Genomic DNA, 22,473 nt, shown 5'->3' on the forward strand with positions numbered 1-22,473 from the left:
TGGTTAACGGTTACAGGATCGCCACTGCGCGGCCTTGGCGCAGCGGGTTTCACCGGCGGCTGTCCCGGCACGGCGCACGGCCTCCTGAAAGGCCTCGTGACGTGCCGTGTACGGAGGATAATTGAAAAAGGCCGAACCGGAGACCAGCACATCCGCGCCCGCATCCACCAGCGCGGCGGCGTTTTCGGGACAGGCGCCGCCGTCCACCTGCACGAGGACGTGCTCGCCGCCGGAAGCGTCCAGCAGTTCCCGCACCGCGCGGATTTTGGCGAAGCTTTGCGGGATGAATTTCTGGCCGGAAAAGCCGGGATTCACGCTCATGACGAGCACCATGTCGCAGTCCGGCGCGAGCCAGCGCAGGGGCGCGATGTCCGTGCCCGGGTTGAGGGCCACGCCCGCCCGGCAGCCCAGGCGGCGGATCTCGGTCAGCGTGCGCTGCGGGTGGCGGTCGGCTTCGAGATGGATGACCAGCATGTCGGCCCCGGCCTCGCGAAAGGCCGCCAGATGGCGTGCCGGCTGCTCGATCATCAGGTGGACGTCGAAAAACAGGCGGCTGCCCGGGCGCAGACTGCGCATGAGCGGCGGCCCGAACGTGATGTTGGGCACGAAGCTCCCGTCCATCACGTCAAGATGCAGCCAGGTGATGCCGGCTTCGTCCAGGGCGGTCAGTTCCTCGCCCAGACGGGCGAAATCGGCGGAAAGCAGGGACGGGGAGAGTATCATCCGGCTCCTCCGTTTCAGTGGTCAAGAAGATGTCGAATGGCCAGCAATTCCGTGTGCAGCGTCCGCAGGAAGGCCGGATCGGCCGACTGCGCCGCGCGCTCCTGCGCGGTCTCATCCACGGCCGGGCCGCCTTCCAGCACGCGCCGCGCCCCTTCGATGGTCATGCCCTGCTCGTGCAGCAGCTGCTTGATGCGCCGCAACAGGGCCACATGTTCCTCGGTATAGAGACGCTGGCCCTTTTCCGTCCTGAGGGGCGCAAGCTGCGGGAATTCCGTTTCCCAGAAGCGCAGCACATGCGTCTTGAGCTGCAGCAGTTCGGCCGCTTCCCCGATGCGGTAGGTGTGTGCGCTCATGGCCGCCCGTCATATGGTTTGCGACGGCCGCGCGCCAGGGCGCGACCGTCGGGATGGTTGTTATACGCGCACGCCGAGGTGCTTCACGAGGGACTGTGCCACCTTTTCCCGCTCCTTGTCCACTTCGGCATCCTTGAGGGTGCGCTCCGCGTGGCGGAAGGTGAGGCGGAAGGTCAGGTTGCGTTCGTCGCCGCCCGCGGGCTCGAAGCAGTCCTGCAACACCATGTCTTCGTCTTCCAGCAGGGGCAGACGCAGGCCGCGCACATGCTCCATGATCTGGGCTACCTGCACCTGCGGCGCGGCCATGACCGTGATGTCCCGCCGCACCGGCGGATAGACCGGCAGCGCACGGAAGCGCACGCGCGTGGCGTCGTGCAGCCTGCGCAGCACCTCCAGATCCAGTTCCGCCAGCCAGATGGCCTTGCGGGCATGGAAGGCGTCGGCCATGTCCTGGCGCACACGGCCCAGCACGCCCGCCTGTACTTCGCCCGCGCCGTCGGGGAGCATCAGCTCCACGCAGGGCAGGAGGAAGGGATGGTCGTCCGCCTGCCGGTACCGGGCGCCGGAAAGGTGCAGGAAGCCCAGCAGATGCTCCACCACGCCCTTGAGGTCGGTATACTCCATATCGCCCTCGGGCTGCGGCCAGGCGCTGTCATAGCGCGCCCCGTAGAGCAGGATGCCGATCTTGCCGGTCTCCGTGGCGCCGGTGTCGTGGGCGTCCTCCAGCGGGCGCGCATGGAAGACGTGCGCCAGCTCAAACAGGCGCAGGCCGGCCGCGCCCTGGGCAAGATTGTTGCGCAAGCTGTTGAGCAGGCCGGGGGCGAGCCAGGTACGCAGGGCGTCCTGTTCGGCGGAGAGCGGGTTCATAATGGCGATGCGGCCTTCCTGGGGCAGGCCCAGATGATCGAGATCCTTGTGCCCCACGAAGCTGTAGTTGATGGCCTCGTTGAGGCCGAGGCCGGCCCCCCAGCGCTTGATGCGCGACCAGAAGGCAAAACGCGATTCCGGTTCGCCCGCGCGCGCCAGATCCCGCGCGATGGGCGGCAGTACCGGCGCGATGGTATCCAGTCCGTGCATGCGCCCCACCTCTTCGATGAGGTCGGCCTCACGGGTGAGGTCGGGCCGCCAGCTCGGCTGGGCCACCCGCCAGCTCTCGCCCTTGTGGCGGATCTCGCAGCCAAGCCCGCTCAGCACACGCTCGCAGAAGTCCGCGCCCAGCTCCACGCCCAGCAGGGCATTGGCGCGCGCGGGGCGGAAGTCCATGAGCACCGGCGCGAAGGGACGCGGCTCGGCCACGGCCACGCCGGGGCAGACCTTGCCGCCGGCCAGTTCGGCCATCATGGCGCAGGCCCGGTCCAGCGCCCAGCGGGTGCGCTGCTGGTCAATGCCGCGTTCGAAACGATAGGACGCCTCGGAAGAGAGGCCCAGACGGCGTGAGGTCTTGCGGATGGTCCCGGGACGGAACACCGCGCTCTCCAGAAAGACGTTGCGGCTGTTCTCGTCGATCTCCGTATTGAGGCCGCCCATGACGCCGGCAAGACCCACGGCGCGCCCGGCATCGCGGATGCAGAGGTCGCGCGCGTCCAGCGTGCGTTCCTGCCCGTCCAGGGTCACGAACTTCTCGCCGTCGGCGGCGCGGGACACGATGATGCGCCCGCCCTCGAGCTTGTCAAGGTCGAAGGAATGCAGGGGCTGCCCGCATTCCATGAGGATATAGTTGGTCACGTCCACGATGTTGGAGATGGGACGGACGCCCACGGCGTGCAGGCGATGGCGGATGCGCATGGGCGAGGGGGCGATGCTGCTGCCGGTGATGACGCGTCCCGTGTAGAGCCAGCAGAGGTCGGGATCCCGGATGTCGATGGGGGGCAGCTCCACGGCAGGGCCGTCCTCTACGCACTGCCGTTCGGGGATGCTGAACGGTAGGCCGAAGGCCTGCGCCGTCTCCCGGGCAAGGCCGATGACGGACAGGCAGTCCGCGCGGTTGGGCGTGATGGAGATGTCCAGCACTTCGCGGTCCAGCTCGAGCGTATCCACCAGCAGCGTGCCGGGCACGGCCGTCTCCGGCAGCACCATGATGCCGGAATGATCGTCGGTGAGCCCCAGCTCGCGCTCGGAGCAGATCATGCCGCAGCTCGGCGCGCCGCGCAGCTTGGCCTTCTTGATGACCAGCCCGCCCGGCATGGTGGTCCCCACCAGCGCCACGGGGACTTTCTGGCCGGCGGCCACGTTGGGCGCGCCGCAGACGATGTCCAGCAGCTCTCCCTGTCCGGCGTCCACCTTGCAGATATGCAGATGGTCCGATCCAGGGTGGTCGGCGCACTCCACCACATGGCCTACCACGATGGAGGCAATGTCGTCGTAGGGGCGGACGATCTCTTCCAGTTCCAGCCCCAGCATGGTCAGGCGGTCGCCAAGCTCCTGCGCCGTACCTTCGTAGGGGACAAATTCACGCAACCAAGACAGGGAAAGCAGCATACGTCACATCTCACTGGCCGCATGGCCGATTATCAGTTGAAATTCCAGGCGGGTTTCTGATCTTCCACCTCGGGCAGGGGGCGCACGGCCTCCTCCTGCCGGCCGTAGCCGCCATACGCGCCCGGGCCGGGCCGGTTGCGGACCTTGCGTTCCGGCGTCGTGTTTTCCAGCCGCCGGCCGTAGGCATCCGTATAGCCCATGCCGCCGTCGTCAGTTCTGCCGGCGGAGCGCCCGCCCGGCAGGGACTGCGTGGCTCGCGGCCCGCCCGGAGGCTCCAGACCGGAATGCCGTGGGCTGTAGACCGAACCGGCCGCCGCCGTGCCTGCCGGCAGAAGACAGGCGACGAGCAGGACGCTGGGCAGAAGACGGCGCAAACGGCGAGACATCGCGGCCACCTAGGCGAACTGCCCGAGGAACCGGACATCGTTTTCGAAGAACATGCGCAGATCGCCGATGCCGTACTTGAGCATGGCGACGCGCTCCACCCCCAGGCCGAAGGCGAAGCCGCTCACCTCGGGGGCATAGCCCACCGCCTCGAAGACGGCCGGATCGACCATGCCGCAACCGAGGATCTCCACCCAGCCCGTGGTTTTGCAGACGCGGCAGGGCTCGCCGTTCACATGCCCCGCGCCGCCGCAGATGCAGCAGGAGATGTCCACTTCCGCCGAAGGCTCGGTGAAGGGGAAGAAGCTGGGGCGGAAGCGCACCTGGGTGGAACCGCCGAAGATCTCGCGCACGAAAGCCGTGAGGATGCCGCGCAGATGGGCCATGCTGATGCCGTCGCCCACCATGAGCCCTTCGATCTGATGGAACATGGGGGTATGCGTGAGGTCGGAGTCCCGGCGATAGACCTTGCCCGGGCAGATGACGGCCAGCGGAGGCTTGCGGGCCAGCATGGTACGCACCTGCACCGGCGAGGTATGCGTGCGCATGACCACCTTGTCGCTGACGTAAAGCGTATCCTGCATGTCGCGGGCCGGATGCTCCGGCGGCATGTTGAGGGACTCGAAATTGTAGAAGTCGTTCTCCACTTCCGGGCCCGAGGCCACGTCGAAGCCCAGGGCGCGCAGCACATCGCAGATCTCCTGCGTCACCAGCGTGATGGGGTGCAGCGAGCCGCGCCAGGGCAGCCGGCCGGGCAGGGAGGCGTCGAAGCGACGCAGGGCTTCGGCCTCGAGGGCCTGCTCCAGGGCCGTTTTGCGCGCCTCCAGGAGGGCGGTCAGGCTTTCCTTGACGGCATTGGCCTTTTGGCCCACTGCCGGGCGCTGTGCGGGCTCCAGTTGCGGCAGGGCGCTCATAATATGGGCCAGCCGCCCCTTGCGTCCCAGAAAATCGACCCGCAGACTTTCCAGTGCTTCCAGAGTATGAGCCTCGGCCAGACCGTTTTCCAGCTCCGGGGCCAGAGCTTCCAATGCGCTAATCAGATCCATGCAGTTCTTTCCCATGCCGCCATGCGGCCTTGGGCGCTCTCGAGCATTTTCCGTCTGAAACGCCTTGCGCTTCAAACCATACGGCCTGGCGTTTCGCGGAAAAAACGAGGTTTTTCCGCTTGGTTCCGGCCGGCGCTGTGCTGCCGCCTCGCATTCCGCCTTTTTTCAAAGGCAAAACACTCCAGAGCGCCGCAAAAAAACATACGCGGCACGCCGATCACAGGCCGGGCCTGTTGCCGGAGCGTGCCGCGTCACACAGCAATCCGTACGACGTCGCCTAGTTCAGCGCACCCTTGGCCAGCTCCACCACCTTGGCGAAATCGTCCTTGTGGTAGACGGCAAGGTCAGCCAGAACCTTACGGTTCAGGGCGATGCCGGCCTTGTCCAGACCGTGCATCAGACGGCTGTAGGACAGCCCGTTGAGGCGCGCGCCCGCATTGATGCGCAGGATCCACAGCGTGCGGAAATCGCGCTTGCGGTGCTTGCGGCCGATGAAGGAATATTGGAGCGCGCGCTCCACAGCCTCGCGGGCGGTACGATAGAGACGGCTGCGACCGCCGCGGAAGCCCTTGGCTGCGCTCAGGTATTTCTTGTGCCGACGATGGGCGGCAAGACCTCTCTTCACACGCATGGGTGTTTCCTCCTTTCACCCGGACAAGGCGGAGGTGATGCCCGCCGGGGAGATAAAAAATATGTTGCCGTTTCGTGCTGTACACACTGGCAGGATCGAACGTCACACGTCGCGGCTCCTGCCGGCCGCCGGCCCGAGGCCCGTCATGCGCGGGTTGCGTCCCGTCCGGGACGGGGAAGCCCGCGCCCTGCCCGCGGCCTAGCCGTTGGGCAGCATGCGGCGCACGGCCTTTTCGTTGGTCTTGTCCACAATGGCGGACTGGCCCAGACGCATTTTGCGGCCGGGGGCCTTCTTCGTCAGGATATGACGCAGATTCTGGCGGCGGCGCTTGAACTTGCCGCTGCCGGTCAGCTGGAAACGCTTGGCGGCGGCGCGCCGGGTCTTGATCTTAGGCATGATGTACTCCTTGCACAATAATCGTACCGCCCGTCCTCAACGCGGATGGACGGGAAAGCATAGTGCCCTAAAAAGCGGCCGTATGCAAGCGCATTTTCCGCGCTACTTCTTGGGCACAAGCAGCATCTGCAGCGTGCGTCCCTCGGCGCGGGGCTCCTGATCCACCTTGGCCACATCGGCCAGGTCCTGCACCACACGCTCAAGAATGCTCAGGCCGCGATCCTTGTGGACGATTTCTCGACCACGGAAAAATACCGTCACCTTGCAGCGGTCGCCATCTTCGAGGAAGCGGCGGATATGGCGCACCTTGGTCTCGTAATCATGGTCGTCCGTCTTGGGACGCACCTTGATCTCCTTGATCTGCACCACGGACTGCCGCTTCTTGGCTTCCTGCTTCTTCTTCTGCTGTTCGTACTTGAACTTGCCGTAGTCCATGATACGACAGACAGGCGGCTCCGACGTGGAGGCCACTTCCACAAGATCAAGGCCCGCTTCCTTGGCAAGGCTGATGGCCTCGTTGCGTTGCAGGATCCCCAGCTGTTCCCCGTCGGCTCCGATGACTCGTACCTCTCTCGCACGGATCATCTCATTGCGGCGCACGCCGTCCTGTGCGACATCGCGCCGCGGTCTCATGTTAGGCGAAGCTATAGCGCATCCCTCCTCGCTTGAAAGGCTCTTCCCCATCCGCGCGGATCATGGCGGCGACCTCCGGCACGGACTTGAGCCCCACGTTTTCCCCACTGCGCAGGCGCACGTTGACGCCGCCGGCCTGCGCCTCCTTCTCACCAATGACAAGAATATACGGGACCTTGGCCACCTGCGCCTCGCGCACCTTGAAGCCAAGCTTCTCGTTGCGCAGGTCCGCCGTGGCACGGATGCCCTGCGCCTTGAGCTCTTCCAGCGCCTTGCGCGCGGCCTCATCCCCGGCTTCGGTCACCGTGAGGATGCGGGCCTGTTCCGGCGCGAGCCAGGTGGGCATGGCCCCGGCGTACTGCTCGATGAGCACGCCGATGAAGCGTTCCAGCGAGCCCATGATGGCGCGATGCACCATGACCGGACGATGCCGCTCGCCATCCTGCCCCACATAGGTGAGGTCGAAGCGCTCCGGCAGGGTGAAGTCCACCTGGATGGTGGAGCACTGCCATTCGCGACCGATGCAGTCCAGCAGGCGCACATCGATCTTCGGCCCGTAGAAGGCCCCGTCTCCTTCGTTGATTTCATACGGCATATCGGCTTTCTGCACGGCCTGGATTAGGGCATTGGTGGCAAGTTCCCAGGCTTCGTCCGTGCCGATGCTGTCTTCGGGCCGGGTGGAGATTGCCACCTTGAACTGGAAGTTGAAGAGGTTCATGAGGTCGCGGATCAGATGGATGACCTCGAGGATCTCCCCTTCCAGCTGTTCCGGGGTGCAGAGGATGTGCGCGTCGTCCTGCGTGAACTGGCGCACGCGCAAAAGGCCGTGCAGCACGCCGCTCTTTTCGTGGCGGTGCACCACGCCCAGCTCGAAGTAACGCTGCGGCATGTCCCGGTAGCTGCGCAGCTCATTCTTGAAGATGAGCATGTGCGAGATGCAGTTCATGGGTTTGATGCCGTAGGCGTCGTCCTCGATCTGGGTGAAATACATGTTCTGCCGGTAGTGGTCATAGTGGCCGGAACGCTGCCAGGTCTCCACGCGCAGCAGCTGCGGGCCCTGCACCATGTCGTAGCCGCGCTTGAGGTGCTCGCGCCGCCAGAAGTCCTCGAGGATGGTGCGCAGCAGCATCCCCTTGGGCAGCCAGAACACCATGCCGGGGGCCACATCCTCATGGAAGGTGAAAAAGCCCAGTTCCCGGCCCAGCTTGCGATGGTCGCGGCGCTTGGCCTCCTCCAGCTGCTGGAGATAGGCCTTGAGGGCCTTCTCATCGGCAAAGGCCGTGCCGTACAGGCGGGAGAGCATGGGGTTCTTCTCATCCCCGCGCCAGTAGGCCCCGGCCACGGAAAGCAACTTGGACGCCGCGGCGAAGCCGGTGTGCGGCACGTGCGGGCCGCGACAGAGATCGCAGAAGTCGCCGCAGGTGTAGAGCGTCACCGTATCGCCGTCGATGCCCTCGATGATCTCCACCTTGAAATCCTCGCCCATGCCGCGGAAAAGCTCCACGGCCTCGGCCTTGCTCACCCGGCGGCTGGTGAAGGGCAGACGAGCGGCCGCTAGTTTCTGCATCTCCGCTTCGATGGCTTCGAAATCATCGCTGGAAAAGGGCTTCTCCACGCTGAAATCGTAGTAGAAGCCAGTATCGATGGCCGGACCGATGGTCACCCTGGCCGACGGGAACAGCTTCTTGACCGCCGCCGCCATGACGTGCGCCGTGGAATGTCGCACGATGGCCAGACCTTCGGGGGAATCGGCCGGCACGGGCACAAGCTCGGTGCAGCCCGCCGGCACGGGGGCGCTCAGATCCACAAGCTGCGCGCCGCCCTGCTCTTCAGGGCAGACGGCGCGGGCGGCCACCAGCGACTTGAACTTCTTGCCGCTCAGGGCCTGCTGCAACACATCGGAAACGACTGCACCGGCGGCGGCCTCCACGGCCTGCCCTTCCACGAGGATGCTCATGCAAAAACTCCTTATCGCTTCGCCGCACGGCGACGACGCAAAAAAGAAATGGGGAGGCGAAACACCTCCCCATCACTCTCAGAAATACCGCTTGGCGGCTATAGTGGCGGGCATGCAGCCCTTCGCCGTTAAGGGGACATTCCCCGAATCATCACTGGTAGGAACGAGCAGACTTGAACTGCTGACCTCTTCCGTGTCAAGGAAGCGCTCTAGCCACCTGAGCTACGCTCCTACATGAGGCAAGAGTTCTTCTATACGTCGGCCGGCAAAAGGTCAAGCCTTTTTTCTCCTTCCGCAAAAAATATCGTCCCCTCGCGGAGTGTCTGCCCCCCGGGAAAGGCAAGCCGCGACGCGGCGACACAGCGCCGTCCGGCCAAAAGCAAGCGGAATGACAGCACTTTCCCGCGACACGACAGCCCGTATGGTGGGAAAGCCAAGCGCTCCCACCAGAAAATGCTCTCAGGGGCGGCAGATGCATCCCAACGGCAGCTCGCCGGCCGCGCCCCGCAGAGCGGCACGGGACAGGAACACATGGTCTCGGCAAGGCGTCCCGCCCGCCCAGCGTTTCCGGCATGGGATCAGGGTAAGGATATGGGCCTTTCCGCGCAGCGCGGGCCGCTCCCCGCCCCCTGGCCGTCGACCTTGACGAGCCCGCCGGCCTTCCGCCGCGGGCGGGCAGGTCGGGGAGACAGCGTGATGCTGGAGAGGGGGTTACGAAGATGCTCCCCGCATGGGCAAGCGCACGAAATCCCGGCCAGAGGCTCAGGCCCTATGGCAGCACGCCCGCGAACTGCGTCTTCAGATGCTGCACCTTGGCCACATAGAAGCGCGTCTCCCGCACGGGCAGATCCACGGTCAGCGTGCGGTAGAGCTCCTTCACGTCCAGGCTGTTGATGCGGGCCACGGCCTCGGCATTGGTGGGACCCCAGTACCGGAGGAAGCGGTTGGGCCCCATGTTGTAGGCGGCCACAGCGCAGTATTCGCGAGCCACGGGATCCCGCACATCCTGAAAATACCTGGTCATAAGGATGTGCAGATACGCCGTGCCGTAGCGGATGTTGATCTCCGGGACGGCCAGCTCGTCAAAGCCCACGTTGCCGCGCGTCCCGTACAGGAAACGATGCACCTCGTCGCTGGCGGTGCTGGGCAGAAGCTGCATGAGCCCCATGGCCGAGCTGCGGCTGACCAGCGTGGGCCGGAAGGTGCTCTCGCTATGGATGATGGCGTACACAAGGGCCGTATTGAGCCCGTAACGGCGGGAGAAGTTCTCCACCAGCTCCTTGTAGGAGCCGGCATGGGCCTGGAGCGTCCCCGCATCATAGCGGGGCAGGGACAGGACGGGCGCCACGGGCGCGGGCCGCCGGTGCAGCTCGGCCAGCGCTTCCACATTGACCGGCTGGTAACCGTGCAGGAAAGCCCCGGAAGCCTGCCAGCGCAGAGGACGTCCCTGATTGTCCAGCATATCGCCGTAAAAATCCGGCTGCACGCCATAGAGCAGGGGCATGCCGGAACCGTCCAGCGCCAGCAGCGGCGCGAGCGTCGTGGCGGCATTGCCGTCAAAGAAAAAGGCCCGGCCGGAAAGCGCCAGCCTGACGCCGTCCTTGTCGAAACGCACCACATCTTCCCGCCGGGAGGACGACGGCATGTCGTCCGGCGACGCGACCAGCGCCGCGTCCACAGGCCGGCGCACGGCCCAGACGCGTCCGCCGGCTCCCTGCGCCACGATGGGCCGGGGCCTGTCCTCGGGGCGCAGGCTGATGACCTGGGGATTGACGAGGCCGCGCATCTCCGCTCCCCAGTACTGGGGGACGAAGCCGGCCAGCAGCGGCACCAGCCCCAGGATCCCCAGGAGCATGCAGGTTGCCAGGAGGAGGGTGATTCGGCGGGTCATGGGCGAACATCCTTGCCGGAGGGAATCTTTCGGCACAAATGGATTATGCAATGTTTTTGCCACAAAGACAATGCCCTTTGATTCCGGCGGATTGAAATGGTCATCCCGTCTCATGCCGGGACGCCGTCAAAATTTTGTCCGCCGTGCGCCCATCCCCCCGTTGACCCGCACGGGCAGCCCGGGTATGGTCCAGAGCAGTATCGTTTTTTTCTGCCGTCCGCCCCTTGAGATTCCTTCGGCTTTTGCGTATGTCCCTTTTGGCACAAGCTGCCGGAGCGGCAAAAGACCACCGCGCGGCAGGAGGGCTCAGGGGGCCGAACGCCCTCCCCTTTCCCCTTTTCGGGAGCATGGTGCTCCGGGCATGACCATGAAATATCTCGATACCCTGCTTCCTTTCTGGAAAGAGCTGAAACAGTATCAGTCAGCCGATTTTCGCGCCGATCTGGTGGCGGCGCTGACAGTTACGCCCGTGGCCGTGCCGCAGGCCATGGCCTACGCGCTCATGGCCGGCGTGCACCCGCAATACGGCATCTACGCCTGTATGCTGCCGGTGGTGGTGGCGGCGCTGTGGGGCTCCTGCCGCTTCCTTGCCGCCGGGCCCACCAACGCCACGTCCATCGTGCTGCTCTCCACCATTGGTTCGGCCACGGTGGGCGGCGTGGCCATCGCGGGGCTGCCGCCCTCCTATCAGATGACCTGCGTCTTCACCATCACGCTGCTGTGCGGCATGATCCAGGTGGCCATGGGGCTGGCCCGGCTGGGCGATCTGGCCAACTTCATCTCCCAGTCCGTCATGCAGGCCTTTGCCACGGGGACGGCCCTGCTCATCGCCTCCAGCCAGATCGAGACCGTGCTCGGCCTGCCGGACAGTCATTCGAGCGGCTTTTTCCTGCAAGTCTGGTCGGCCATCCAGCATATAGGCGAGACAAACGTCTGGTGCGTGGGCATCGCCGTCCTGAGCATCGTGCTGGTGGAACTCTGCCGCCGCATCTCCCGCCGTCTGCCCGCCACGCTGCTGGCGCTGGTGGGGGCGGGCATCTTTTCCTACCTTATTGATGCGGGCGGCAGGGGGGTCGCCCTGGTGGGGGCCATCCCCTCGGTCATCCCCCCCATCTCGCGTCTGCCGCTGGATGTCACCGTCTACCGCGATCTTTTCATGCCGGCCCTGGCCCTGGCGCTCATGGGGGCGGTCACCTCCCTTTCCACGGGCAAGCAGCTGGCCAGCCTCAAGGGCGACCGTTTCGACGGCAGCCAGGAGCTCATCGGGCAGGGGCTCGGCAATATGGCGGCGGCCTGCACGTCCAGCATCGTGGGGTGCGGCTCCTTCAGCCGCAGCGCGCTTGTGGTGACCTCCGGCGCGCGTACGCGCATGGCCACGGTGCTGTCCGGCCTGCTGGCCCTGCCCATGCTCTGGCTTATCGCGCCCTTTATGAGCTGGCTGCCGCTCTCCGCCCTGGGCAGCGTGCTGCTGACCGTCTGCGTGCGGATGGTGGACGTGCCGGGCCTGCGGCTCTGCTTCCAGGCCACGCGCATCGACCGAACCGTCCTGCTCGTCACCTTTGCGGCCACCCTGCTGCTGGCGCTGGAACAGGCCATCCTGCTGGGCGTGCTGCTCTCGCTCATCCTGTTCATCTTCAAGCTGGCGCATCCGCGCGTCTTCCGGCTCAGCCGCCATGACCCCATGATGCAGCACGCGCCGGAACCGCTGCCGGACGAGATCGCCGTCTACGTCATCGAGGGGACGCTCTTCTTCGGGGCCATCAACGAACTGGAACGACGCATCTATGATGAAACGGATACGCCGGTGCGGGTCATCGTGCTGCACCTGGCCCGCGTCTTCTGGCTGGATGCCGCGGGCACGCACTCGCTGGAGCAGTTCGTGGAGCGCTGCCATCAACGACATATCCCGGTCATCCTGGTCGTCGGCAGCCGCAGCGTCCATGACATCCTCAAGCGGACCGGCCTGCTGAGCTATCTGGGCAAGGGCTTCGTGGCGCCGACCTTTGCCGACGGGCTGAAGCTCGGCTTCCACACCTATCACCGCCTGCAAAGCGACGAGCGCCTGCATCTGCCCAAGCTGCCGCCCTCCAAACGCAAGCAGAGCCGCCACGTCCACCATCCCCATCAGCATCACAAGAGCAGGACCAAATGAGCCGCCATCCCGCCCGCCCCCTGCCGCCCTGTCCGTCCGCCGCCGCGGAGCATCCCCCGGTCTTCGGCCCCGACGCGCCCTGGCTCGCGCCGCTGGCAGGCTACAGCGACCTGCCCTTCCGCCTGCTCTGCCGCGAATACGGGGCGGCGGTCTGCGTGACGGAGATGGTCAGCGCCAAGGGGCTTGTCTATCACAGCCCGGGCACGGCCGACCTGCTGCGGACGCTGCCGGAGGATCAGCCGCTGGTGGTGCAGCTTTTCGGCGCCGAGGCCGCCTTCCTGGAGCAGGCCGTGAGCCTGCTGCGCGAGGCCGGGTACGGCTGGTTCGATCTGAACATGGGCTGTTCCGTGCCCAAGGTCCTCAAGCAGAAGGCCGGAGCGGCCATGCTCGGGGATGTGGAAAACGCCCTTGCCGTCGCCCGGGCCATGATCGCCGCCGCCGGGCCGGGCCATGTGGGCTTCAAACTGCGGCTGGGGCTGGATGACGGCCGTCCGGTCTGGCGGGACCTGGCCCTGCGGCTCCAGGACGCCGGGGCCGGCTGGCTGACCCTGCATCCGCGCACGGCCCGGCAGAGCTTCGGCGGCGAAGCCCGCCACGAGGCGCTGGCCGCCCTTGCGCCCCAGCTTTCCATCCCCCTGCTGGCCAGCGGCGATCTTTTCAGCGCGGAAGACGGCCTGCGCGTCCAGGCGGCAACCGGGGCGAGCGGCGTCATGTACGCACGCGGCGCGCTGCACGACCCCGCCATCTTCGCCGCGCACCGGGCCCTCCAGCGGGGAGAGCCGGCCCCTCCCGCCACGCCGCGGCGTCTGCGCGCCATCATCGACAGGCACATCGCCCTGGCCCGCCGTCATTGCGACGATGCGGCCGTGCTCTGGAAGATGCGCAGCGTCGTACCGCGCTACGTCAAGCATCTGCCCGGCGCGCGCGCCCTGCGGCAGGCCTTGTGCCGCTGCACGAGCTGGACCGCCCTGCAGGACATCCTTGAGGAATTCCTCCCGGGCTGACCGCCGCCGGCCTCCGGTTGAACTCTTTCGCCATGCGGACTATATAACAGCCTTACCGCGCCGGGACATCCGCGCCCTCGCCGTCCCCGTCCGACCGCCTGCCGCTTTGGGACAGCGCCGTCCGCACGGCCTCCGGCAGGAACGTGACGATGATTTTCCGGCGCGCCCCCTTCACGTTTTTCCGGCCCCTGTGGTGTGCCGCACTGCCCCCGTCAAGGAGACATCATGGAAATCCTCCGCGCCAAAACGGCCGGATTCTGCATGGGCGTGAGCCTCGCCCTGCAAAAACTGGACTCCGCCATCGAACATTCCCGCGGCCGACGCATCTGCACGCTCGGCCCCATCATCCACAACCCGCAGGTGCTGGCCGACTACGAGGCGCGGGGCGTGTTCTGCGCCTCCTCGCCTGAGGAGCTCGACCCCGGCGACTGCGTGCTCATCCGCGCGCACGGCATCACCCGGCAGGTGGAGGAGGCCGTGCGGGCCTCGGGCGCCCAGGTGGAGGACGCCACCTGCCCCAAGGTGAAAAAAGCCCAGCTCGCCATCCGCCGGGCCACGGAAAACGGCGCCACGCTCCTGCTCTTCGGCGAGGCAGAACACCCCGAAGTGCGGGGCCTGCTGTCCTATGCGCACGGCCTCGCCCATGTCTTCGGCAGCCGGGAAGAGCTGGCCGGCCTGCCCCTTGCCCCTGACGGCGACTATGTCCTCGCCTCCCAGACCACGCAGGACCGGGGCGCCTTTGCCGCCATCGAACAGGACCTGCGCGCCCGGCTTGCCCGGCTTGCGGTGCTCTCCACCATCTGCGACGCCACGCGGGAACGGCAGGAAGAAGCCCTGGAGATCGCCCGAAAAGCGGACATCATGGTGGTCGTCGGCGGCAGGCAGAGCGGCAATACGCGCCGCCTGGCCGATCTGGCCGCCCAGTGCGGCAAGACGACCTTCCACATCGAGGAAGCCTCGGAGCTCAGGCCGGAGAATTTCTCAAAAAAAATGTGCGTTGGCCTAACGGCGGGCGCATCTACGCCGAAAAAGCTTATTGACGCGGCGCAATCGTGGCTGGAGGCGCTCCCCTTGACAAGGGGCGGCGCGCCATCCGTCCGACGGCCGCCCCCCGGCGGGGCAGCGCGCAAGGCCGGGCGGAACGATCGCCCTGGTCGCCGCAGGCCGGACGCACCCTGTCCCGGCAGCGGCCGCGGGCGTATCTTCCGCACTGCGCGCAGGCGTATCTTATGGAGGCAGCATGGCTCAGACCAATATTCTGCTTGAGGCGGGAACCAACGAACTTGAAGTCGTCGAGTTTTATCTTGACGAACTGGCGCCGGCCGGCGGCGATGCCGCCGAAGGCCAGACCACGACGGAGAACCCTGACGAGACGTGTACCTACCGTGGCTATTATGGCGTCAATGTGGCCAAGGTGCTGGAGATCATCCGCATGCCCAAGGTCACGGAACTGCCCGAAGTGCAGCACCCCAGCGTGCTGGGGGCGTTCAACCTCCGTTCCCGCATCATCCCCCTTGTGGACCTGGCCATGTGGCTGGAAAAACAGCACGCCCAGACGACGGAGGAACCCAAGACCATCGTGACGGAGTTCAACAACGTCACCACGGCCTTCATGGTCTCCGGGGTCAACCGCATCCACCGCATCAGCTGGGAAGAGGTCGAGCCGCCGAACAAGTATGTGGCCGCCGTCTCCAGCAACACCATCATCGGCGTGGTTAAGCTGGAGGGCCGCATCGTCTTCCTGCTGGATCTGGAAAAGGTCGTGGCCAACCTTAATCCTCAGCTCGGCCTGCGTCTGGACGACCTGGGCGCCAACTGGGACGCGACGCGCGGCTACCGTGCCCTTGTGGCCGACGACTCGGCCCTGGTCCGCGAGATGCAGCGCGACCTTCTGGAAAAGGCCGGCTTCACCGTGGAAGTCACCACCAACGGTCGCGAAGCCTGGGAACGGCTTATGAACTTCAAACGCCTTACCGAAGAAGAAAACCGCCCCATCACCGATTTCGTGCAGGTGGTCGTCTCAGATATCGAGATGCCCGTCATGGACGGCCTCAACCTGACGCTGCGCATCAAGGAAGATCCTGTGCTCAAGGAGCTTCCCGTGCTGCTCTTCTCCTCGCTCATCACCGACAAGCTGCGCCACAAGGGCGAGAGCGTCGGTGCGGACGGCCAGATATCCAAGCCGGAAGTGACCCAGCTGGCCAAGCGGGCCGCCGCGCTCATCCAGGCGCGGGAAGCCGCGCGGGCCGAAAAGCTGGCCGCCGGCAGCTAGGCCCTCCCGACATCCGCCAGTCGGCCGCCCTCCGCTCATCGCGCAGGGCGGCTTTTTCGTCGGGCGGATACGGGGCGGGCCGGAGTCCGTCACCTGTCGCCCGCAAATGCGAAGGCGGGAGAGGCAGCCCGTGCCCCTCCCGCCCGACGACGATACGCAAGATGCCGGACTAGCGTTCCACGGCCTTGCCGGTCAGCGGCTTGCCCTGGTATTCGCCGGTGAGCGTCCGCAGGAAAGCCACGATAAGCTGACGGTCGGCGTCCGACACCGGGATGCCGGAAAGGTACTTGCCCATGATGGCGACGCTGTCATCCAGCGTGGTCACCGTGCCGTCATGCATGTACGGCGCGGTCAGCTCGATATTGCGGAGGTTGGGCACCTTGAAACGGTGCAGGTCCTCTTCCTTCTTGGTGGCGCCGATGCGGCCCTTGTCCGAACCCAGCGGATTGCCGCGATCGGCAAAGTAATCCGCCTTGAGGTCCATGTACTCAAAGGACTGTCCGCCCAGGCCCTTGCCCACATGGCAGCTCGCGCAGCGGTAGAGCTTGAAGAGCTCATATCCCTTCACTTCGTCCTTGCTCAGGGCGCTTTCATCCCCCATGAGCCACTTGTCGAAGCGGCTGTTGGGCGTGATGAGGGTCTTTTCGTATTCGGCAATAGCGTCAGTGATGTTCTCGCCGCTCCAGCCGTCGGCATAAACGGCCCGGAACTCGGTGCTGAGGGCTTCGTCCTGTTCCAGCTTGGCGATGATCTCCTCCCAGTTTTTGGAGCCCATCTCAATGGGATTCATGGGCGGGCCGCCGGCCTGCTCCTGCAGGTCGGCCGCACGGCCGTCCCAGAACTGCCAGCGGTTGAAGGCCGCATTGAAGACGGTCGGGGCGTTGATGTCCCCGAACTGCTTGCGGATGCCTTCGGAAAAACGGGAATTGTCCGTCCCGGCCTTGTCGTAGACATGGCAGCCGGAACAGGCCAGCGTGTCATCGGCCGAAAGGCGCTTGTCGTTGAAGAGCTTTTCCCCCAGCGCCACCTTGGCGGCGTTGACGGGCAGAGACTGCGGAATGGGCTGCACGGGCTCGTTGGCATGCCGCGGGGCCGCCGTGCCGGTGGCGTAGAACTCGGCCCTGGTGGTGCGCACCCAGTCGCGGATCAGCTTCTTTTCCTCCGCGGTCAGACGGCTGCTCCAGTGGACGACGGTGAACTTGGCCGGCGGCATGGTATTGTTGTTGATGACCCATTCCATCTTGGCCAGCGTCGTTTCCCCGACGGGCTTGTCCGCGTCGTTCTCCACCAGCTCCGCGTTCAGATCCATGGCCCGCAGCCCGTCCCGGTAGTCCTGCTCGATGATCTGCCGGATGCCCGGGATCCTGGTATAAAAGGGCAGATCAAAATTGCGGCTGTGACACGCCATGCATTTTTCCATGACCACATCGGAAACCATGCTGAACTTGGCCATGGGGGGTTTGATGTCCGCTGCGGACGCCGTTTGCACGGCCGTGGCGGTCAACGCCGCGGCCGCCGTCACGGAACACAGGAACACGCGCTTCCAATCCTTCATCCCAACCTCCATGTATGGGCAGGCGGGGCGTCCTCCCGCTTTTGCCCGCTACCGTCTTGCCGGCCAAAACCGCTTTTGCCGGCTGGAACGCCAACGGTTGTTTACGCCGTAAGGGCAACGTCATCACTGACGACCTGGTTTTTTAGTAATAAAAGGTATCATTAGCAAGCAATTTGTGAACAAAGAAACAAATTTCCCGTTCCAGCACCCGAATGAACGCGGCTTGCTTCACCGGCCTGTATGGAGTAAGGAAAAATCTTAATCGGTTCAGGAGGGAGGACGGATGCTCTGGGCGAACCTTTCCATCAACAAGAAGCTGGCGCTGGGCTTTACCGGTTCGCTGGCGGCCATGCTGCTGTTTTCGGCGGTGGCGTGGTTTTCCTCGGAAAACATCATGCACCTGGCCGATACGGCCCTTGCCAAGCAGAAATTCGCGCTGACGCTGACGCTGCGCGAGGTGGACCACCTCAAATGGACGGAGCGGCTGCACAAGATCGTGCTGGACGGCCCTGATGCCGACATGTCGGCCATCCAGTCCGACGGGCGGCTGTGCGCGCTCGGCAAATGGCTGTATTCCGGGGAACGAAAAACGCTGGAAGAACTCCTGCCCGAGGCGGCGCAGCATTTTACGGAACTGGAAAAGCCTCACCTTGCGTTGCACGCCAGCGCCCTGCGCATCCAGGAACTCAAGCGGGAGGACAAGCAGAAGGAGGCGGAAGCCTATTTCCAGGACGTTACCGAGCGGGCCTCGGCCGAGGTGCTGGCGAACCTGGAAGTCATCCGCAATCTCGTCCTGGCGGCGTCGGAGCAGGATGCCCACAAATATCTGGAGGTGGGGCACTCCACCCAGTGGCTCTTCGTCATCATGCAGAGCATCGCCATGCTGATGCTGGCCGTTGCCAGCGTGCTCTTCGCCCGCTCCATCAGCCGCCCGCTGGGCCAGCTTGTGGCACGCGCGCGCGAAGTGGTGAACGGCAATCTGGACGTGGACCTGCGCCTGCCGCGCAAGGATGAGGCGGGCCAGCTTTCCCAGGCGCTCGCCTCGCTGCTGGACAGCCTCAAGCAAAAGCTGGCCGAGAATGAAGCGACCTCGCGCGAGGCGCTCGCCCATGCCGACCGGGCTGAAAATGCCCTGCGCGCCGCCGAGGACAAGGAGGCGCGCATCAGCGGCCTGCTCAAGGAAATGACCGCCATCGCCGCCCGGGCCGACGACATCGCCGCGGATCTGGCCAAAAGTTCACAAAGCCTCGCCACCCAGGTGGAGGCCGTCAATACCGGCAGCGTCGATCAGAACCGCCAGATGAAATGCAACATGGCCAATGTGGAACAGCTGGCGACGGCAGCCGGCGAGATCGTCCAGAATGCCGCCCTCACCACCGAGGACGCCGGCAAATCCCGCCTCAGCGCCACAAAGGGCATGGAGGTGGTGCGCGGCTGCGAGGAATCCATGAACCGCCTGCTGGTCATGGCCGAAAAACAGGACAGGGACCTCCGCCAGCTGGACGAAACCGCCGGCAGCATCGGCGACATTATGAGCGTCATCGTGGATATCGCCGATCAGACCAATCTGCTGGCGCTCAATGCGGCCATCGAGGCGGCGCGCGCCGGCGAAGCGGGGCGCGGCTTCGCCGTCGTGGCCGACGAGGTGCGCAAGCTGGCCGAAAAGACCGTCGTCGCCACCTCCTCAGTGGGCGACAAGATCGGGGAGATCCAGTCGGCCATCCATTCCTGCGTGAGCTTCATGCAGGATGCCCGCACGGCCGTGGAGGAGGCGGACGATCTGGCCCGCCGCTCCGGGACCGCCCTGCAGGAGATCGTGGACGCCGCCAGTCACAACGAGAGCAACGCCGCGCAGATTTCGGCCGCGGCCCAGCAACAGCACGGCATTGTGGTGACCGTCTCCGACGGCATGCGGCAGGTGCGCGACATCGCCGACAGGAACTTCGCCGCCATGGAAACGGCGGGAGAACAGGTGCGGGCCCTGGTGGGCATGGCCGCTTCGCTCAAGGAACTCATCGACCGGCTCAAGCGCTAGGCGACGGCATGCGGGACTTCCACAAGTTCATCGACGGTTTCAAGAACTTCCGCCGCTATTATTATGATGCGGAAGTGGATTACTACGCCGCCCTGCGCGACGGACAGCACCCCAGGGCGCTGGTCATCGCCTGCAGCGATTCCCGGGCGGATCCGGCCCTGGTCATGGGCTGCGACCCCGGCGACATCTTTGTGGTGCGCAATGTGGCGAACCTTGTCCCGCACGCTTCGGAAGCCGGGCGCGGGGATGCCGTGCTGGCCGTGCTGGAATACGGCATACGGCATCTCAAGGTGGAGCACATCATCGTGCTGGGGCACTCCTGCTGCGGCGGCATCCATGCCCTCATGCATCCCGAGGCCACGCCGCCGGACAGCCATGTGGCCCACTGGGTCGCCATCGCCCGCCCGGCGCTGGACAGACTGAACGACACCGATGAACTGGACGCCGCGGCCCATCGCCGCAACTGCGAGGAGGCCGCCGTCCTGCTCTCGGTGGAGAACCTGCTCTCCTACCCCTGGATACAACGGCGGGTGGCCGAGCACAGGCTGTCCCTGCATGCCTGGTACTTCGATATGGAGATCGGCGACCTGCTGGCCTACTTTCCCGACACCGAATGCTTCGAGTCCCTGCACGAACACGGCCTGCACCGGGATCTCTCCGGCCTCGGGCCCTACCTGCGCCGCCTGGCGGAAGACGGCTAGAGCGCGTCGAAACACATTGGACACGCTATTTCAAGAAACGAGATAACGTGCCCGCACACGCTCCGCCGGCCATGCGGGGCGGCGCCGCGGATCCCCGTCTCTTCCCCTGAAGAAAGCGCACTGGGGAAGGGAGCTCCCCCCAATCTCAACAATGGAAGCCGTCGTCAGGCGCTACGCCCCGCCCTCCGGCCCCTCAGGCAGCCAGAGCCGGCCTTCGGCCACCAGACGCACCGGCCCTTCCACCGTCGCCAGCACGCTGCCGCCCTGCCTGTCCACCGTTACCGTCAGTGGCTCGCCGCCGGGCTGGAGGATGGTGAAGATCCGGCGCTCCCCGGCCGGACACAGCCGCAGGCCCAGCGCCAGCGCCCCGGACCCGCAGGCGTTTTCCAGACAGGTGGTTCCCGCGTCCCGCACATGCACGACGGGGAACATCTCCAGCTGATGCTGTACCTGCCGCCACCAGACGATGCCCGAGGCCGGCAGCGCTTCCAGATCGTACTCGCGCCGCAGAAGCGCCGACGCCGCCAGGAAATCATCGGGGAAGCCGTGCCGCTCATCAAGGAGCAGATGCGCGATGCCGGGCAGGCGCACCAGCGTCACCCCGGCCGCCGGCTGCTGCACCGGACAGGCGGGCAAGGTCATATCCGCCGCCACCTGCCATTCCGGCAAACATCCCCGAACGCGCAGGCCAACCGGTCCCTGCCAGCCGGAGACCTGCACCTCGCAGGCGAACGCCCGCTGGTCTTGCGGACAGCCATCGCCGCCCTGCCCGGCGGCGCGTGCCGCCTCCAGCGCCAGCAGCGCCCCGAAGGCGCGCGTGGCGTTGACGCAGAACTCCCCGCCGGCCATGCGCAGACGCCGTTCCCGCATCTGACAGAAACCGGCCTGCTCTCCCCCCAGCTGATGCGGCATCAGCGCCTGTGCGGCCGTGGCCGCCTGCCGCGCCGGCGGAACGTCCCCGGCGGAAAAAAGCAGCGTGGTGTTGCCGCTGGGGCTCCACTTGGTAAATGACAATGCACCCATTGCTGAATCCTTTGGTATGCGTCCAGTAGTAGCGGGCTGCGAGATGCTTGTCCAGCCGCTCCGCCGCCTTTTGCAGCATCAACCGATATTCGCTTGCGGTTCTTCTCTAGAAAGTGTATAGCAAAAGAAGCCATTCCCCGAACGAAGTGTACGGGAGGGCGTTATGGCGGGCAAAATTTCCTGGATTCAGGAGAAAACCTATGGGAGGCTTTATGAAGTCCATTCGTCTGTTGGTGCTGGCTGCGGCCCTTGTGCTCAGCTATGCCGTCGCCGCCGCCGCGGCCCCTGTGTGCAACAAGAAGATCGAAAGCTTTGACTTCGTCGTGGACTATTCCGGCTCCATGATGATGAACAACAAGGATCTCAAGCAGCCCAAGATGGAAGCGGCCAAAACCGCCCTCAAGCGCGTCAACGCCGCCATCCCGGCGCTGGATTACTACGGTGGTCTGCACACCATCAGCCCCAACGGCGCCATCATCGAACAGGGCCCCTGGAACCGCGCCGCCATGGACGCCGGCATCAGCCAGCTCAAGTCCGACTTCACCATCTTCGGCCGCATGACCAGCATGGGTGACGGCCTTCAGGTCTACACCCCGGCCTTCAACGCCATGAAGAAGCCCGGCGCCATCATCCTCGTGACCGACGGCGACAACAACCGCGGCGTGGACTTCGTGGAGATCGCCCGCCAGCTGTATGCCAGCCAGCGTGGCGTGACCCTGCACATCATCTCCTTTGCCGATACGCCCAACGGCGAAGCCAACATCAAGGCCCTGGCCGCTCTGAACCCCTCCACCGTCGTGGTGCGTGGCGAAGACCTCGTGAAGAGCGACGCCGCCGTGGAACGCTTCGTGCTGGCCGTCTTCTGCCAGGAAGAGACCGTCATCGTCCTGCGTGGCGTGAACTTCGCCTTTGATTCCTATGCCCTCGACAGCAAGGCCATGGGCATCCTCAACGAAGCCGCCGAGCTCATCAAGTCCTCGCCCAACAAGCGCGTGGTGCTGACCGGCTGGACCGACTACATGGGTACCGACGCCTACAACGCCAAGCTCTCTCAGAACCGCGCCAACTCCGTGAAGAGCTACCTGGCCAAGCAGGGCATTCCCGCCAGCCGCATGACCGCCATCGGCAAGGGCAAGTCCTACAAGTACGACAACAAGACCGAAGAAGGTCGCTACATGAACCGCCGCACCGAGCTTTCGTTCGAATAAAGCGGATCGCGTAGCCCATCAGTAAATCAGA

General features: G+C 65.3%; 18 protein-coding genes, 1 tRNA gene and 1 pseudogene. 7 read left to right on the top strand and 13 right to left on the bottom strand.

Annotated features, from left to right (window positions below; translation table 11 throughout):
• Positions 1 to 3 precede the first annotated feature (3 nt).
• From rpe to Q0J54_RS03220, 11 genes are all read right to left on the bottom strand, one after another.
• Positions 4 to 723 carry a ribulose-phosphate 3-epimerase gene (gene rpe, locus Q0J54_RS03170; protein WP_296303934.1) on the bottom strand — a complete coding sequence of 240 codons (720 nt, stop codon included), beginning with the start codon at positions 721 to 723 and terminating at the stop codon, positions 4 to 6.
• Positions 724 to 737: 14 nt separating this feature from the next.
• Positions 738 to 1,076 (bottom strand): MerR family transcriptional regulator, encoded by a 339-nt coding sequence (locus Q0J54_RS03175; RefSeq protein WP_296303935.1) that lies wholly within the window; start codon positions 1,074 to 1,076, stop codon positions 738 to 740.
• 60 nt (positions 1,077 to 1,136) lie between these two features.
• Entirely contained in the window at positions 1,137 to 3,554 is a 2,418-nt protein-coding gene (gene pheT, locus Q0J54_RS03180; RefSeq protein ID WP_296303936.1) for a phenylalanine--tRNA ligase subunit beta, read from the bottom strand.
• Positions 3,555 to 3,586: 32 nt separating this feature from the next.
• A complete protein-coding gene (locus Q0J54_RS03185) occupies positions 3,587 to 3,940 on the bottom strand; it encodes a translation initiation factor IF-2 (RefSeq protein ID WP_296303937.1) in 354 nt (117 codons plus the stop codon).
• 9 nt (positions 3,941 to 3,949) lie between these two features.
• Positions 3,950 to 4,984, bottom strand: a complete 1,035-nt coding sequence (gene pheS / locus Q0J54_RS03190) for a phenylalanine--tRNA ligase subunit alpha (protein WP_296303938.1) — start codon at positions 4,982 to 4,984, stop codon at positions 3,950 to 3,952.
• 277 nt (positions 4,985 to 5,261) lie between these two features.
• Complete coding sequence (rplT, locus tag Q0J54_RS03195; RefSeq protein WP_296303939.1) at positions 5,262 to 5,615, bottom strand: 50S ribosomal protein L20; 354 nt, start codon at positions 5,613 to 5,615, stop codon at positions 5,262 to 5,264.
• A gap of 198 nt (positions 5,616 to 5,813) precedes the next feature.
• A complete protein-coding gene (rpmI, locus tag Q0J54_RS03200; protein ID WP_296303940.1) occupies positions 5,814 to 6,011 on the bottom strand; it encodes a 50S ribosomal protein L35 in 198 nt (65 codons plus the stop codon).
• Between the two features lie 102 nt (positions 6,012 to 6,113).
• Positions 6,114 to 6,644 (bottom strand): translation initiation factor IF-3, encoded by a 531-nt coding sequence (gene infC / locus Q0J54_RS03205; RefSeq protein ID WP_296303941.1) that lies wholly within the window; start codon positions 6,642 to 6,644, stop codon positions 6,114 to 6,116.
• 1 nt (position 6,645) lies between these two features.
• A complete protein-coding gene (gene thrS / locus Q0J54_RS03210; RefSeq protein ID WP_296303943.1) occupies positions 6,646 to 8,601 on the bottom strand; it encodes a threonine--tRNA ligase in 1,956 nt (651 codons plus the stop codon).
• Between the two features lie 155 nt (positions 8,602 to 8,756).
• Positions 8,757 to 8,833: transfer RNA gene (locus Q0J54_RS03215), tRNA-Val, on the bottom strand.
• A 537-nt stretch (positions 8,834 to 9,370) separates the two neighbouring features.
• Positions 9,371 to 10,492, bottom strand: coding sequence for a transglycosylase SLT domain-containing protein (locus Q0J54_RS03220; RefSeq protein ID WP_296303944.1), 1,122 nt, complete (start codon positions 10,490 to 10,492; stop codon positions 9,371 to 9,373).
• Between the two features lie 361 nt (positions 10,493 to 10,853).
• Between Q0J54_RS03220 and Q0J54_RS03225 the strand changes: the two genes are divergently transcribed.
• From Q0J54_RS03225 to Q0J54_RS03240, 4 genes and pseudogenes are all read left to right on the top strand, one after another.
• Entirely contained in the window at positions 10,854 to 12,644 is a 1,791-nt protein-coding gene (locus Q0J54_RS03225) for a SulP family inorganic anion transporter (RefSeq protein ID WP_367172228.1), read from the top strand.
• The gene (locus tag Q0J54_RS03230) at positions 12,641 to 13,648 is read left to right on the top strand and encodes a tRNA-dihydrouridine synthase family protein (RefSeq protein ID WP_296303945.1); all 1,008 of its coding nucleotides are present in this window, start codon (positions 12,641 to 12,643) and stop codon (positions 13,646 to 13,648) included. The genes Q0J54_RS03225 and Q0J54_RS03230 overlap by 4 nt, the downstream gene beginning before the upstream one ends.
• A 225-nt stretch (positions 13,649 to 13,873) precedes the next feature.
• Positions 13,874 to 14,716 (top strand): annotated as a pseudogene (ispH, locus tag Q0J54_RS03235) (4-hydroxy-3-methylbut-2-enyl diphosphate reductase); the annotation flags it as partial.
• 172 nt (positions 14,717 to 14,888) lie between these two features.
• Positions 14,889 to 15,920 carry a chemotaxis protein gene (locus tag Q0J54_RS03240; RefSeq protein ID WP_296303946.1) on the top strand — a complete coding sequence of 344 codons (1,032 nt, stop codon included), beginning with the start codon at positions 14,889 to 14,891 and terminating at the stop codon, positions 15,918 to 15,920.
• Between the two features lie 169 nt (positions 15,921 to 16,089).
• Here the strand turns inward: Q0J54_RS03240 and Q0J54_RS03245 are convergent, their stop codons facing one another.
• The gene (locus Q0J54_RS03245; protein WP_296303947.1) at positions 16,090 to 17,475 is read right to left on the bottom strand and encodes a cytochrome c peroxidase; all 1,386 of its coding nucleotides are present in this window, start codon (positions 17,473 to 17,475) and stop codon (positions 16,090 to 16,092) included.
• Positions 17,476 to 17,758: 283 nt separating this feature from the next.
• Between Q0J54_RS03245 and Q0J54_RS03250 the strand changes: the two genes are divergently transcribed.
• Together Q0J54_RS03250 and Q0J54_RS03255 are read left to right on the top strand one after the other, a co-directional pair.
• Positions 17,759 to 19,510 carry a methyl-accepting chemotaxis protein gene (locus tag Q0J54_RS03250; RefSeq protein WP_296303948.1) on the top strand — a complete coding sequence of 584 codons (1,752 nt, stop codon included), beginning with the start codon at positions 17,759 to 17,761 and terminating at the stop codon, positions 19,508 to 19,510.
• A gap of 8 nt (positions 19,511 to 19,518) precedes the next feature.
• On the top strand, positions 19,519 to 20,211 hold the full coding sequence (locus Q0J54_RS03255) for a carbonic anhydrase (protein WP_296303949.1): 693 nt from the start codon (positions 19,519 to 19,521) through the stop codon (positions 20,209 to 20,211).
• A gap of 171 nt (positions 20,212 to 20,382) precedes the next feature.
• Here the strand turns inward: Q0J54_RS03255 and Q0J54_RS03260 are convergent, their stop codons facing one another.
• Entirely contained in the window at positions 20,383 to 21,234 is an 852-nt protein-coding gene (locus Q0J54_RS03260) for a hypothetical protein (RefSeq protein ID WP_296303950.1), read from the bottom strand.
• 212 nt (positions 21,235 to 21,446) lie between these two features.
• Between Q0J54_RS03260 and Q0J54_RS03265 the strand changes: the two genes are divergently transcribed.
• Positions 21,447 to 22,442, top strand: a complete 996-nt coding sequence (locus Q0J54_RS03265; RefSeq protein WP_296303951.1) for an OmpA family protein — start codon at positions 21,447 to 21,449, stop codon at positions 22,440 to 22,442.
• Positions 22,443 to 22,473: the final 31 nt, after the last annotated feature.

It is taken from the genome of uncultured Desulfovibrio sp. (assembly GCF_944324935.1).
In the GTDB taxonomy this organism is placed as follows: Bacteria; Desulfobacterota; Desulfovibrionia; order Desulfovibrionales; family Desulfovibrionaceae; genus Desulfovibrio.

What these genes read in the sequence shown, in the direction of transcription:
- rpe (WP_296303934.1), bottom strand. Translation starts at nt 723, where the DNA reads ATGATACTCTCCCCGTCCCTGCTTTCCGCCGATTTCGCCCGTCTGGGC.
- Q0J54_RS03175 (WP_296303935.1), bottom strand. Translation starts at nt 1,076, where the DNA reads ATGAGCGCACACACCTACCGCATCGGGGAAGCGGCCGAACTGCTGCAG.
- pheT (WP_296303936.1), bottom strand. Translation starts at nt 3,554, where the DNA reads ATGCTGCTTTCCCTGTCTTGGTTGCGTGAATTTGTCCCCTACGAAGGT.
- Q0J54_RS03185 (WP_296303937.1), bottom strand. Translation starts at nt 3,940, where the DNA reads ATGTCTCGCCGTTTGCGCCGTCTTCTGCCCAGCGTCCTGCTCGTCGCC.
- pheS (WP_296303938.1), bottom strand. Translation starts at nt 4,984, where the DNA reads ATGGATCTGATTAGCGCATTGGAAGCTCTGGCCCCGGAGCTGGAAAAC.
- rplT (WP_296303939.1), bottom strand. Translation starts at nt 5,615, where the DNA reads ATGCGTGTGAAGAGAGGTCTTGCCGCCCATCGTCGGCACAAGAAATAC.
- rpmI (WP_296303940.1), bottom strand. Translation starts at nt 6,011, where the DNA reads ATGCCTAAGATCAAGACCCGGCGCGCCGCCGCCAAGCGTTTCCAGCTG.
- infC (WP_296303941.1), bottom strand. Translation starts at nt 6,644, where the DNA reads ATGAGACCGCGGCGCGATGTCGCACAGGACGGCGTGCGCCGCAATGAG.
- thrS (WP_296303943.1), bottom strand. Translation starts at nt 8,601, where the DNA reads ATGAGCATCCTCGTGGAAGGGCAGGCCGTGGAGGCCGCCGCCGGTGCA.
- Q0J54_RS03220 (WP_296303944.1), bottom strand. Translation starts at nt 10,492, where the DNA reads ATGACCCGCCGAATCACCCTCCTCCTGGCAACCTGCATGCTCCTGGGG.
- Q0J54_RS03225 (WP_367172228.1), top strand. Translation starts at nt 10,854, where the DNA reads ATGACCATGAAATATCTCGATACCCTGCTTCCTTTCTGGAAAGAGCTG.
- Q0J54_RS03230 (WP_296303945.1), top strand. Translation starts at nt 12,641, where the DNA reads ATGAGCCGCCATCCCGCCCGCCCCCTGCCGCCCTGTCCGTCCGCCGCC.
- Q0J54_RS03240 (WP_296303946.1), top strand. Translation starts at nt 14,889, where the DNA reads ATGGCTCAGACCAATATTCTGCTTGAGGCGGGAACCAACGAACTTGAA.
- Q0J54_RS03245 (WP_296303947.1), bottom strand. Translation starts at nt 17,475, where the DNA reads ATGAAGGATTGGAAGCGCGTGTTCCTGTGTTCCGTGACGGCGGCCGCG.
- Q0J54_RS03250 (WP_296303948.1), top strand. Translation starts at nt 17,759, where the DNA reads ATGCTCTGGGCGAACCTTTCCATCAACAAGAAGCTGGCGCTGGGCTTT.
- Q0J54_RS03255 (WP_296303949.1), top strand. Translation starts at nt 19,519, where the DNA reads ATGCGGGACTTCCACAAGTTCATCGACGGTTTCAAGAACTTCCGCCGC.
- Q0J54_RS03260 (WP_296303950.1), bottom strand. Translation starts at nt 21,234, where the DNA reads ATGGGTGCATTGTCATTTACCAAGTGGAGCCCCAGCGGCAACACCACG.
- Q0J54_RS03265 (WP_296303951.1), top strand. Translation starts at nt 21,447, where the DNA reads ATGAAGTCCATTCGTCTGTTGGTGCTGGCTGCGGCCCTTGTGCTCAGC.